General features: G+C 57.1%; 8 protein-coding genes. 4 read left to right on the top strand and 4 right to left on the bottom strand.

What is annotated here, in order from left to right:
* Nucleotides 1–11: 11 nt before the first annotated feature.
* Genes GC177_04165 through rpmG form a run of 4 tightly spaced genes read right to left on the bottom strand, consistent with a single transcriptional unit; the run spans nt 12 to nt 3,633 of the window.
* Entirely contained in the window at nt 12–1,598 is a 1,587-nt protein-coding gene (locus GC177_04165) for a CBS domain-containing protein (protein MBI1275148.1), read from the bottom strand.
* A 14-nt stretch (nt 1,599–1,612) separates the two neighbouring features.
* Nucleotides 1,613–2,503 (bottom strand): UTP--glucose-1-phosphate uridylyltransferase GalU, encoded by an 891-nt coding sequence (gene galU / locus GC177_04160; GenBank protein ID MBI1275147.1) that lies wholly within the window; start codon nt 2,501–2,503, stop codon nt 1,613–1,615.
* Nucleotides 2,500–3,453 (bottom strand): hydroxymethylbilane synthase, encoded by a 954-nt coding sequence (gene hemC / locus GC177_04155; GenBank protein MBI1275146.1) that lies wholly within the window; start codon nt 3,451–3,453, stop codon nt 2,500–2,502. The genes galU and hemC overlap by 4 nt, the downstream gene beginning before the upstream one ends.
* Before the next feature lie 9 nt (nt 3,454–3,462).
* Entirely contained in the window at nt 3,463–3,633 is a 171-nt protein-coding gene (rpmG, locus tag GC177_04150) for a 50S ribosomal protein L33 (GenBank protein ID MBI1275145.1), read from the bottom strand.
* Between the two features lie 268 nt (nt 3,634–3,901).
* On the opposite strand from rpmG, the gene GC177_04145 reads away from it, so the two are divergent.
* The 4 genes from GC177_04145 to GC177_04130 all read left to right on the top strand — a co-directional run bounded on the left by GC177_04145 (nt 3,902) and on the right by GC177_04130 (nt 13,540).
* On the top strand, nt 3,902–5,671 hold the full coding sequence (locus tag GC177_04145) for a hypothetical protein (protein ID MBI1275144.1): 1,770 nt from the start codon (nt 3,902–3,904) through the stop codon (nt 5,669–5,671).
* 151 nt (nt 5,672–5,822) lie between these two features.
* Nucleotides 5,823–6,752 (top strand): hypothetical protein, encoded by a 930-nt coding sequence (locus GC177_04140; protein MBI1275143.1) that lies wholly within the window; start codon nt 5,823–5,825, stop codon nt 6,750–6,752.
* Nucleotides 6,749–9,157 (top strand): hypothetical protein, encoded by a 2,409-nt coding sequence (locus GC177_04135; GenBank protein MBI1275142.1) that lies wholly within the window; start codon nt 6,749–6,751, stop codon nt 9,155–9,157. The genes GC177_04140 and GC177_04135 overlap by 4 nt, the downstream gene beginning before the upstream one ends.
* A 6-nt stretch (nt 9,158–9,163) precedes the next feature.
* Nucleotides 9,164–13,540, top strand: a complete 4,377-nt coding sequence (locus GC177_04130) for a tetratricopeptide repeat protein (GenBank protein ID MBI1275141.1) — start codon at nt 9,164–9,166, stop codon at nt 13,538–13,540.
* The last annotated feature ends 19 nt before the right edge of the window (nt 13,541–13,559 follow it).

Below are 13,559 nucleotides of genomic sequence, written 5' to 3'. Positions count from 1 at the left end.
TCAGGCCGTAATCAGGATTCTTCCTGCATTTTAGCGAGTTTGAGCTCGTTGATGCGGCTGCCGTCCATGCCCAGCACGGTGATGATGTAGCCCGCATGTTCCAGCGTGGCGCCGCTGGAGGGGATTTCTCCCAGCAGGTGCATCACCAGGCCCGCGAGCGTGTGGAAATCTCCGTCGATTTCGGGGGTGAAGCCGGTGGCGGTTTCCAGGGTCGGCAAGTCGGTGGTGCCATCCACGCGGTAGCTGCCGTCTTTTTGCGGGATGACCAGCGGCTCCTCCTGCTTGTCGGCCTCGGGCATGTCGCCGGCGATGGCTTCCAGAATGTCGGTGGCAGTTACCAGCCCTTCGAAGGTGCCGTATTCATCCACCACCAGGGCCATGTGCGCCTTGTGCTTGCGCATCTGCTCGATGGCGTCCAGCGCGGTGACGTTTTCCGGCAGGTAGAGCGCCTCGCGGGTGATTTCCTTCCAGTTCAGCGCCTTGCCTTTTTTGCCGCCGACGATGGCGGAGAGCACGTATTTTTTGTTGATGATGCCGAGCGGGTTGTCGATGTCGCCATTTTCCACCGCAATCAGGCGGGAATAGGGGGATTTGCACATCTCATCGAGAATGAGGGTATCGTTTTCCGCCACATCCACCCAGGCGACCTCGTGCCGGGGCGTCATGAGGCTGCGGACGGAGCGTTCGCCCAGTTTCAGCACGCCATGGATCATGCTGCGCTCGGTGGCGTCGAACAGCGGCTGTTCGGCATCCTCGTGCACCATGTCGGCGATGGTGTCGCCCACGACAGCGGGTTCCACCCGGCCACCCAGGATGCGGAGCACGGCATCGGCCGTGCGGTCACGCAATGGGCGCTCACCGGCGAAGAAGCGGCGGCGATTGAAGCGGGCCACCTGGTTCAACATCTCGATGAGGATGGAAAAGCCGATGGCGGCGTAGAGATAGCCCTTGGGAATGTGGAAGCCGAAACCGTCCGCCACGAGACTGAAGCCGATCATCAGCAGGAAGCCGAGGCAAAGGATCACCACCGTGGGGTGGCTGTTGACGAACCGGGTGAGCGGTTTGCTGGCCAGCATCATGATGCCGACGGCGATAATCACGGCCATGATCATCAGCGGCAGCTGGTTGACCATGCCGATGGCGGTGATGACCGAATCGATGGAGAAAACGGCATCGAGGATGACGATCTGGAGGATGATGGCCGAAAAACTGGCGTAGACGCGCTGGCCGCCGCTGCCGTGATGGTCGGACTGCTCGCCCTCCAGCCGGTCGTGCAGTTCCATGGTGGCTTTAAAGAGCAGGAAACCGCCGCCGAGCAGCATGATGAGATCCCGCGCGGAGAAGCTGAATTCCTTGTAGGTGAAGAACGGTTCGGTGAGGGTGACCAGCCATGACATGCTGGCCAGCAGAAGGATGCGCATCACCAGCGCCAGGGCGAGGCCGGTGATGCGGCCCTTATCGCGCTGATTAGGGGGGAGTTTGTCCGCCAGAATGGCGACGAAGACCAGATTGTCGATGCCGAGCACCACTTCCAGCACAATCAGCGTCAACAGGCCTACCAGGGCGGTGGGGTCCGTCAGGTGATGCAGCCAGTCTATGGTCATCTCCATTGTCAGGCAGCCTGTGCCAGGGCGTATTTCCGGAGGATATCCTGCATGGCGTCACGCAGGTCGGGGCGCTCCAGCGCATAGGCGATGTTGGCTTCCAGAAAGCCTTCCTTGCTGCCGCAATCGTAGCGGATGCCGTCGAAGCGGAAGCCGAAAAGCGGGCTGCCGGGCAGCATGGCGCGGATGGCATCCGTCAGCTGGATTTCGCCACCGGCGCCTTTTTCATGCTTATCCAGGTAATCAAAAATATCTGGTTGAAGGATATAACGGCCGATCACCGCCAGGGTGGAGGGGGCGTTATCGGGTTTTGGTTTCTCCACCATGTCATATGCGCTGACGAGCTGGGGCTTTTCATCTTTCGTGGCCAGAATGCCGTAGCGGCTGGTATGCTCGCGGGAGACGTTCTGAACAGCCACTAGGTTGCCATCGCCCTTGAGCCCGGCATAGGCTTCCACCATCTGTTTCAGGCAGGGTTTCTGCGGGGCCAGCACCATGTCGTCGGCCAAAAGCACGGCGAATGGCTCATCGCCAATCAGATGGCGGGCGCACCAGACGGCATGGCCGAGGCCGAGCGGCTGCTGCTGGCGGGTGAAGATAAGGTTGCCCGCTTCCGGCAGCCAGCCGATGGTCTGTTCCAGCTCCTGACGCTTGTTTTTCTCACCCAGAATGGTCTGGAGTTCGTAGGCATTGTCGAAATGATTGCTGATAGCGTTCTTGTTGCGGCCCATGATGAAAATGAACTGCTCGATGCCAGCGTCGCGCGCTTCCTCAAAGGCATATTGCACCAGGGGTTTATCCACCACGGGCAGCATTTCCTTGGCCAGCGTTTTGGTGGCGGGTAAAAAGCGCGTGCCCAGCCCGCCCACGGGAAAGACAGCCTTACGAATTTTTTTCATGCGACTTGCTCCGGAATGTAGCCGTGTTGGGTGAAGGCATCGTGCAAGATAGCATCCGCCAGCGCTTTGCCAAGGGCTTTGCCCTGTGCGATGGGTGCAACCTGCCTGCGGCGCACAAGCCAGGCGCCGCTAGGGGCGGCCAGGAGGCCTTCCAGCACCAGCTCATTGGATGCCAGCCGCGTGGCAAAAACCCCAAGCGGGGTGGTGCAACTGCCGTTCATGGCGGCAAGGAAGGCGCGTTCCGCTTCGATGGCCAGGCCTGTTTCGACATCGTGAAGAGGCCCTAGCAACCGGCGTGTGGCGTCGTCGGATGCGCGAATCTCGATGGCAATGGCGCCCTGGCCGCCGCAGGGAAGCATGGTTTGCTTGTCCACGGCCTCGGTCACCCTATCGGCCAGGCCGAGGCGCTTAAGGCCCGCCATGGCCAGAATGATGGCGTCCAGCCCTTCTTCCTCCAGTTTCCTGAGGCGGGTGTCCACATTGCCGCGCAAAGGGACGATTTGCAAATCCGGGCGTAGATACAGCAATTGCGCGGCCCTTCGCGGAGAAGAGCTGCCAATTGTGGCACCCTGCGGCAATTCCCCGAGGGAGGCGTGTTTATGGGAAATGAAGGCGTCGCGGGCATCCTCACGCGGGAGGGTGCAGGTGATTTCCATACCAGGGGGGATAAAGGCGGGCACATCCTTGCAGGAATGGACGGCCAGGTCGATGCGGCCATCCGCCAGCGCTTCTTCCAGCTCCTTGACGAAGAGGGCCTTGCCGCCGATGGCATAAAGCGGGGTTTTTGTGTTGGCATCGCCACTGGTTTTGATGATGACCAGCTGAACAGAAAGGCCCGGCCAGTGTGATTCCAGCCGAGCCTTGACCATGTTCGCCTGAGTCAATGCAAGCGCGCTGCCACGTGTGCCGAGGCGAACGGAAGCGGGCGTGCTGGATGGGCCGGGCGACACCGAAGCCTACTATGACTTCAGTTTTTCTTCCTTGAATTCCACGTGCTTGCGGATCACGGGGTCATATTTGCGGAAGGAGAGCTTTTCCGTCAGTTTGCGCGGGTTTTTCTTTTTCACGTAGAAAAAGCCCGTGCCAGCCGTGCTGGTAAGCTTGAGGTTGATGGTGTTCTTCTTGGCCATGGTAATTCCCCGAGGCAGATACGTAAACTTATAGAATTGAGGGAGGCTTTATCACCACAAGTCGGCCAACTTGTCAAGCGGGGCATCGCCTGAGGAGGGGAATTTGTTAAAAAACGGCAAAAACGAATGACTTTCTTATGCGCCGGAATTTACCAAATCCGGGTGTTCCGCGGAACCTACATAAAAGTTTCACACAAAAAACCATTGCCTGCCGGAGATTGTTCCGTTATAGGAATTAACACTTTTTTAATATAGAAGAGGAATCGCCATGCCTGTTACCGTTAACCAAGCCCTGATCAACGCCGTATTCGGCGCAGGCGCACCCTATAATCTTATTGGCGGGACCGCCGGTAACGATTCCCTGTCCGGCTTGATGAACGGCAAGAACAACTACATGGACGGCGGCGCGGGCAATGACGTGTTCTACGTCAACTCCGCCAAAGCAGCCATCGTGCTGGGCGGCGCAGGCAACGACCTGATGTGGGGCAATGCCGGCAATGATTACTTCGCCGGTGACATCGGTAACGACACCATCCACGGTGGCGACGGCCGCGACACCATCTATGGCGGCGACGGCAACGACTGGCTGGATGGCAACGAAGGCGATGACTACATCGATGCCGGCAATGGCAATGACTATATCAACGGCAGCTTCTTCGGTTGCGACACGCTGATCGGCGGTTGCGGCAATGACACGATTTATGCCGGTGGCGACGGTGACTCCGTCAGCGGCGGCTCTGGTTCCGACCTTATCACCGGTGATGACGGCAACGACACCATCATGGCTGGCGCCGACAATGACTGGGTGTTCGCCGGTAAAGACAATGACAAGGTCTGGGGTGAAGACGGTAACGATTATATTGAAGGTGAAAGCGGCAGCGATACATTGTATGGCGGCAATGGCGATGACACCATTTATGGCGGTTCCGAAAACGACACCATTTTCGGTGACGCGGGCCATGATTACCTGAACGGTGGCAATGGCAACGATGCCCTCGTCGGCGGTGACGGCAACGACACGATCGATGGCTTCAGTGGCAACGACACCATCTGGGGCGGTAACGGCAACGATAATATCTATGGTGGCGATGGCGCGGATAAGATCTCCGCTGATGCTGGCCATGATTATGTTGAAGGCGGCGCTGGCAACGATACGATTTTCGGCAATGCCGGTAACGATACCGTATGGGCCGGTGCTGATAATGACTGGGTGGAAGGCGGCGCCGATAATGACTCCCTCTCCGGTGAAGCCGGCAACGACACGCTGTATGGCCAGGATGGCAATGACTTCATGCAGGGCGGCGACGGTGACGACAAGATCTATGGCGGCATCGGCAATGACGAAGCCCATGGCAACCAAGGCAATGACTATATCCTTGGTGAAGACGGCAACGACCTGCTGAACGGCTGCGCCGGCGACGACACCATTTATGGCGGCAACGGCGACGATACCATTTACGGCGGCACGGAAAACGACCGCCTGTATGGTAATTGCGGCACCGACCTCATCACGGGTGACGAAGGCAATGACTTTATCCACGGCAACGAGGATAATGACAATCTCTTCGGCGGTACCGGCAAGGACATCATTTATGGTGATACCGGCAACGACTGGATCGAAGGTAACGAAAACAACGACACGCTCAATGGCGGTTCCGACTGCGACACGCTGGTCGGCGGTACCGACGACGGCAGCTTCACGGTTGCTTCCTGCGGTTGCGCCAGCAAAAACACCATCGTCATCGGCGATGTGGTCTCCGGCGGCGCTGGCGACGATATCTTCAACTTCGCCAAAGGCGATGGTGTGGATCTCATCAGCGATTTCACCACGAACCACGAAAAAATCTACCTGGATGGCTATGCAGCCGCCGATATCAAAGGCCTGGGCACTTCCACGGTTTACTTCTGGAACGACCATGCCGGCAAATACGAAGCCATCACCTCGCATGGTTCCGTTTCCTACACGGATGCCGACGGCGCTCATACCGTTACCGGCAACGACCATGTCTGGACGCTCAACGACTTCGTGTTCGTCTAAGCTTCCCACTATGGGTACGAAAGGGCGCCTCCGGGCGCCCTTTTTTGTTGGGCAGCCGGGATAGAAAGGCGCTGCCGTTAAGCCTATATAAAGACAGATTTCAAGTTTTCTTCATGCTTTCGGCGTAATTCTGCGGCATGGAGAGAAATCTATGCCTTATCGGGCAGGAAAATTGTTAAAAGGCGTTTCGGGCGTGCTGGCCGCCCTTTTGCTGCTTGGGGCGATAGGCGGCAGCACGGCCAATGCGCCCGCACCGCCCAAACCGGTGAAATGGGTGGTGTATTACGGACAGAAGGCGCTTTCCACCGCGTTCAATCCCTATCAGATGATTGTGCTGGAAACGGTGCGCAACCTGCCGGTGCGCGATTACGTGAATAATAACAAGACCGTGCTTGGTTATGTAAGCCTGGGCGAGGTGCATGAAACCCGCTGGTATTTTGCCGATGCTGAAAAGGCAGGCATGCTGCTTGCGCCGAACGCCAACTGGCCCGAAAGCCGCCTGGTGGATATGCGTAATGCCGACTGGCCGCGTCTGGTGGTGGAGGAGATTATTCCCGAGGTGCTGTTTCGCGGTGTGAACGGCATTTTCATCGATACGATGGATAATGCCAGCTACCTGGAACAGAGGGAGCCTGCGAAATACAAGGGCATGAAAGAAGCGGCCGTGCGGCTGATCCACACGATCAGGCTGCATTATCCGCAGATATTCATTTTGATGAACCGGGGTTTTGATGTGTTGCCTGAAGTGGCGGGCGATATTAACGGCGTGCTGGGTGAGAGCCTCTACACGACCTATGATTTCAAGACCAAGACCTACAGCAAGGTGCCCGCGGCGGAATATCAACAGCGGGTGAGTTACTTGAAGGCCGTGCAGGCGCGTTATCCACACCTGAAGATATTCACGCTGGATTACTGGGACCCCGCTCAACCGGCGGGTATCCGCGAAATTTATGCGGCGCACCGGGCACAGGGGTTCCATCCGTATGTCGCCACGGTTGAGCTTAACCGCATTATACCGGAACCACCGGAAACCCCCGTGGCGCAGCAGGCCGTGCCCGTGAAAGCGGAGGGTAAGCCATGATAAAGCGGCTGCTGATCATTTTCTGCGCGTTTATCATGTTGAATGCCGCGCTTTCGCCCGTGGCGGAAGCAGCCAAGCATGCCAAACAGAAAGCCGTGGTGAAAACGGCGGCTCCGGTAACGCCGGTGCATGCCAAGGCCATGGAGCTGCCGCCCGGCAAGCCGCTGCCACGCACGATTGTGACGCTTTACACGAGTACCGCCAACCCCGACCTGGCGGAGACCTATACCCACCGCATGGCGGAAATGCCGATGAACCACCTCGGCCTGATCGTCAAATATTTCGATATTGAGCATGGGCTGCCGGATTTAAACACGATCGACGGGGTGAGGGGGGTGTTTTTATGGTTCGACCCGGCCTCCCGCGTGCCGGATGCCGAGGCCTATCTGAAATGGATCGAGGCGGCGGCGGATAAGGGGATTCCCATCGTCAGTTTTGGCCATTCCTTTCTGTTCGAAGACAGGAAGGGCAATAAGCCGACGCTTCCGCGTATCAATGCGCTGCTTAACAAGCTCGGTATCAATGTGCGCGACCGCTGGGTGACCGTGACCTACGACGTGAAAGTGGTGCATGAGGACCGGCGGGTATTCGGCTTTGAGCGTCAATTGCCGCCAGTCATCAAATCCTATCAGGGGGTGGATGTGACCGAGGCCGATAGCCAGGTCTACCTGGCCGTGGACAGCAAAGAAGCCACCGACAAGCGAAGCACGCTGGTGATGCAGAATGACCGCTTCAGCTATGTGGCGGAAGGGTATGAAGTATTCTCAGAACTGGAGCAGACCAAGGACGAGGACGAGGTGAAGGCATTCCGCCAGTGGTATGTGAACCCGTTTGAGTTTTTCCGCCGCGCCTACCACACGGATGAATTGCCCAAGCCCGATACTACCACCCAGGCAGGGCGGCGGATTTTCTACCACCATATTGACGGCGACGGCTGGAATAACCTGAGCGACGTGCCCGCCTACAAGGACAGGCATGCGTATGCCGCGCGGGTGGTGCTTGAGGAAATTATCAAAAAATACAATGACCTGCCGGTGACGGTGGCGGCCATCGCGGCCGACCTGGACCCGGCATGGGTGGGAAAACGGGAAAGCCAGGAAGTAGCGCGGGAGATCTATGCCCAGCCTAACGTGGAGCCTGCCTCGCATACCTACAGCCACCCGTTCTATTGGGACTTCTTCGCCAAATACGACCCCAATATCGAGCGGCAGTATTTCAAGAATTACAGCTCCGGCCACTGGGCGGATAATTTTGCCAGCAAGCTGTTCAAGCAGGTGACCTCCATCGGCAATGACCATGACGACCACAATGTGAACATGCAATGCGAGATCGATAACAAGGCGCAGAGCGAGCTGACCGACGTGCCGGGGGCCAAGTCCATTCCCGGGCGTTATTACATTCCGCGCGCTTATGCCAATATGCCCTTTAACCTCGACCAGGAAATGTGCGGCGCAGCCTTTTACATTCAGCAGTTCGTGCCCAAGGGCAAGCAAATCGGCCTGGTGCAGTGGAGCGGTAACACGCGCCCGTTTGAGGCCGCCATTCGCAAGGCGCGCAACCAGGGACTTTTGAACCTGAATGGCGGGGATACACGGTTTGACCCGGAATTTCCTTCCTACGTATGGGTTGCGCCGATCGGCCGTTTGGTGGGAGGGGAGCGACAGATCTACTCATCCAGCAGTAACGAGATCACCTATACGGGGGACTGGTCGGGGCGCTATTACGGCTATAAATACCTGTACCGCACGGTGATGAATACCGAGATGCCGGTGCGGGTGAAGCCGTTCAATATCTATTACCATATGTTCTCCGGCCAGAAGCTGGCCAGCCTGAACGCGGTAAAGGAAAACCTTAATTTTGCACGCCGCAGTCTTATCCATCCCGTGACGGCCACCAATTATTCCAGAATCGCCAACGGGTTTTATACCACCCAGATTATTCCCGACGGTCTAGACCAATGGTTGATAAAAGAGCGCGGTGACCTCCAAACTATCCGGTTCGACAGGGCAGGTGGTAAAACTGTAGATTATCAGCATTCCCGAGGTGTGGTGGGGCACAGTTATCTGCAAGGTTCGCTCTATATTTATCTGGATGCGGCGGTGGAAGAACCGGTCATAAAGTTAACAAAGCTTGATTTATATGGTGAATATGCGTATGCACATTTACCTTATTTAATTAACTCTCGTTGGAAAGTGTGGGGAATTCATAATTCTGAAACAGAGCTAGTGTTTTATGCCCAAGGATTCGGACTCGGAACAATGCGCTGGCGACTGCCAAAAAATGGCAAAGCTACCGTAAGTAGCGAGGGAGGAAAGGTCCTTAATCCTTTAATGGACAACGGATTTTTTACTTTCTCACTGCAAGCTCCAACGAACCAAGCTGTAAAAGTTACCATAACTTACTAAGGCCTTATGAAGCAGTACATCATCATCCTACTCATCTGTCTGGCCGGTTTAGGGCTCGTGTTCTTTCTTCTTCCGCAGGAAAAGGAACTCGCCCTGATGCACATGAAGGACAAGGATTACGACACTGCGAAAAAAGGGTTCGAGCAGATCGCCAAGACGCGCGGTCTGGACACCACCACGGTGGGCACGCTGGCGCAGCTTTACCTGCAGAACGGCGAAGTGAACAAAGCCATTGAGGTGATGGAAGCCTACGTTAAGGAAAATCCTAACAGCGTGGATGCGCGCATCCGCCTGGGGCAATATTACCAATATGCCCAGCGCCCGGAAGATTACCTGCGCAACCTCGAGCAGCTCTCCAAAATGGACAGCCAGAAAACCTACCTGGCCGAATTGTCGCGTATTTATAATTACAATGCCAGCTACCAGCAGCAGATCGACGTGCTTTCCAAACTCGCCGACGGCGGCAAGGAAGCCGAGCCGCAACTGCTGACGCTGGTGCAACTGCTGGCGTCGATGGACCAGAAGTCCGACGCGCTGGCCTATATGAAGCTTTACAAGAGCCGTTACCCGCAATCCATGGGCCGTGACCAGACGCAGCTTCTCTTCAGCCTGCTGGTGGACAATAACCAGGTGGATGAAGCGGTGAAGCTGGCCCAGGATTGGGCTGCCAAGACGAAAGATCCGTCGACCCTGGCTTATTATGCCGCGGCCATCTCGACGCTCGGCCATACGGAAGAAGCCATTGCAATGCTGAAGCCGCACATGGACCAGTTTGACCAATATCCGGATTTGCTGGTTGCCTATATCAACCTGCACCGCGCCATTGCGCATAATGCCGAAGCCTATAAGATTCTGGGCGATTTCTACCGCAAAGGTACGTTGCCGCAGCAATTGCTTCCGACCTATCTCGAACTCGCCGTTGCATTCGGCGATGAAGACATGGTGATGGAGCTGGCCGAGAAAATCGATGTGGAGCAGCTGAACAAGCCGCTCGTGCTGAACATGGTGGATCTGAGCTTCAACGAGCGTCACCAGCTGCTTCGCACTTTCCTGCGCAAAAAGCTCAGCAATGAATATCTTGCCCGCAACCAGGTGATCCATATGGGCCTGCTGGCTGCCTCCGGCGACCGTGCAGGCGCGCAAAAAGTCGCAGCCGGTATCAATACCGACAAGATGGAATATTTCGAGCGCGCGCATTTTGCCGTGTTTCTGGCACGCGTTGGCATGAATGACCGCGCCGTGGCCGTGCTGCGCAGCCTTGATGTGAATAACGAAGCGGTGGACCCGCTGATGCCGCGCGTGGCCAATGCCTATATTCTGGCCGGCGCTCAGAAAGAGGGCCTCACGTTTGCCGAGAATGTGCGCAACAAGCGCATGGAGCTGAACAAGGTGACCACGCCGGTGAATGTCGGCTGGCTGTTGCTTTCCGCCGCCAATGGCCGCGAGAAGGAAGTGTTCGCCTTCCTCGACAAGGAGCCGACCGCGACCAGCAACCGCATTCTGCTTGATCTGTATTATGTTTCCTCCGCCGCCAACCAGCCGCATTTCATGGTGGCCGTGGCCGAGCGTTACCATGCGGCTTACCCGCAGGATGAAATTGGCCTGACCAACCTGATGCAGGCCTATCTGCGTGCAGGTGAGGCGGGCAAGACGATCGCGCTGCTGGAAGGCAAGTATAATTCCGAGCAGCTGGCGAAAAACGATATCTATTTCGCCGCACTCCAGAAAGTGGTGCGCGCGGGACCGAAATCCCCCGGCTATGCCGCTGCGCGTGAGAAATATATCCAGCTGCTTATCGCCCGTTACAACGACCCCAAGCTGGACCAGGATGACCGCGAGGTTGCCATGAACAACCTGCTGGAAATGGGCGCTTACAACGTGGCCCTGCCGATGGTGAAACAGCTGGCTTACAAAAACCCGGCCAAATACGGCCCGCTTTATGTGAACTACGCGCTGAAGGCCAAGCAGACCAAGGATGTGGTGGCCTTCACGGAATTCGCCCTCAAAAGCCCGAGCGTGAGCCAGAACGACAAGAACGGCTATATCGGTTTGCTCATCAAGCATGGCGATGCGTCCAAGGCGCTGCCATATCTCGAATCCCTGGCTGTGAACCAGGGCGGCAACTGGCTGTTTGCCTATGAAGACGCGCTGAAGAAGCGTGGCATCAAGAAAGACCTGGTGCCGCTGTGGAAAGCCCGTGCCGCCAAAACGACCAACGATGCCGAAATGCGCGTGCTGGCTTATAAGCTTTCCGATGCGGGCGAGAAGACCGAGGCTTCCAGGCTCTTCTTTAAACTGGCGCAGAAAGCCCCGAAAAACCAGCCGAACAATAAGGACGTGCAGCAGACTGTGTTTCTTTGGGGCCAGCAACCCCCGGCGGAAGGCGTGAACTGGCTGCTGGCCAATGCCAATGGCAGCGAAGGCAAAGCCCGCGCCGGCTGGCTGAAGCACCTGGTGAGCGTTCGCCGCAACGACCTGGTGGCCGACGTGATGCAAGGGCGTGACCTGACCCGCGAAAGCGAAGAGACGGTGGATATGTACATCACCGCGCTGCAGAACCAGAAAAACAAAGCCGTGCTGGAGCCGATCCTCCGTCAGGCGATGGAACGCGAGAAAAACCCCGAGCGCGTGGCGTTCTATGCCAATGCCGCCAACAGCGCAGGCCTGATGAAGCTGGCGCGCGAGGGTTTCGAGCGCGTGCTGAATACGGATGCGTTTGCGCCGTATATGCTGAAGGAGCTCGGCAATATCTCCTTCTTTGAAGGCGATTTCGACGCAGCCAAAAGCTATTACAACCGTTACCTGAAAGAGACGTCGGATAAAGCAGGCGAGGGCGATTACATCGACCCGGATTACCTGGTGCATCTGCGCCTCGGCATCATCTATCTGCGCAGCGAAGAGCATGAGAATGCCAAAAAGCATCTTGTGCGCACGCTGGAGCTGATCGAAAATGCCCAGGAAAAAGACCGCAACATCTGGCTGGCGGAAGCCAAGGCCCGTTACCTGCTGGGCCGCGAAGGCGAAGCGCTTGAGATTTACAAGTGGCTCAACAGCCAGAACCCCGATGATTACGAAGTTGCGGGTGACTATGCGGAAGTGCTGATCAAGCAGCAGAAATACAATGAAGCCGAAAGGCTCATCAACAGCCTGGCGCCGCTGCCCGATGGGCAGGAGCCGGTGCAACTGCTCGGCGATGATTATGAGCAAGGTGGCAGCGCCATCGGTTCCCAGAAGCTGCGCATCGAACTGCTGCGCGCCGAGCTGATGGTGGGCCGCGGCCAGACCCAGCAGGCGCTTGCCAAATACAAGGCGCTGGAAGCGGAATATCCCGACAGTCCCTATCCGAAAATCGGCCAGGCAAGCATCTACAACTACATGGGCTTCCAGCAGCAGGCGTTGCGCAGCCTGGATGACGCCACCGCCGTTGCGCCGGAGAACAAGGACCTTGCCCGCGTTCGCAAGCGGATTTACGACCGCCAGCGCACGCAGCTGACCGCCGGTGCGGAATGGCGCCAGACGCAGGATGCCGAAGAAGGTATCATGACGACGGTGAAAGGCCACAAGCTGCTGAAAAATTACGACAAGATCGGTTTCGTCTACGACCATTTCTTCTACAAGATGGACAATGCCTATAATCTCGACGGCACGGTCAGCAATGTGGATGACAATGCCTGGATGGCGGAGCTTTACTACCATCACATTTTCGATAACGGGAATGTGGGCGAGCTCGGCGTTATCGGCAGCAACAGCGGCGCCGGTGTGGAAGGTGCTTACAGCGTGCCCGGTTTCCTCGGCGCCCTGCGATTCTTCGGCGAGTATAACAAGCCGTTCTGGATCCTCGGCCAGGGTATCGTGAGCGAAGCCAACCGCGACCGTTACGGCGTGTATCAGGATATGCGCTATGGCGAAAACTGGTTCGGCGGCGTAGGCACCAACTATGTGCGTTATACCGTGGATAGCGGCGACGACGAAGTGGCCGACGGTATGGGCGTGAACGCGCTGGTGGGGTATCGCCTGCCGCAGTTCACCAAGCCCGAGCTTCGCGTGGTTTACGGTTTCGACGGGGAATACCTGTTTGACGATTCCGAGTTCTACAACCGTGGTGGCGCGCGCTTCCGTCCGCTGCCGATCTTCAGCCGTGAGATTCACTCCCTCGCCCTGAACGTGCGCGACGATATCAGCCACGAGAATTTCTGGTGGGAAGCCTATGGCGGTTATGCCTATGACCGACTGGGCGGCCACGGGCCGTTCGCCGGGGGCGAGCTCAATTATCTGCTGACCGATGAATGGCTCGCCACGCTTCGCGGCAGCAGCACCCTCAGCTCCAATGCGACCGGTGACCGTGTCGATCGCGTCGGCGCCTACATCACCAAACGTTTCTAACCCTTATTTCAGACGAAAA

It is taken from the genome of bacterium (assembly GCA_016124905.1).
GTDB lineage: Bacteria > Pseudomonadota > Alphaproteobacteria > Rickettsiales > RI-342 > RI-342.
The sequence above is the reverse complement of the archived record's forward strand: the minus strand, read 5'-3'. Positions and strand labels throughout refer to the sequence as shown.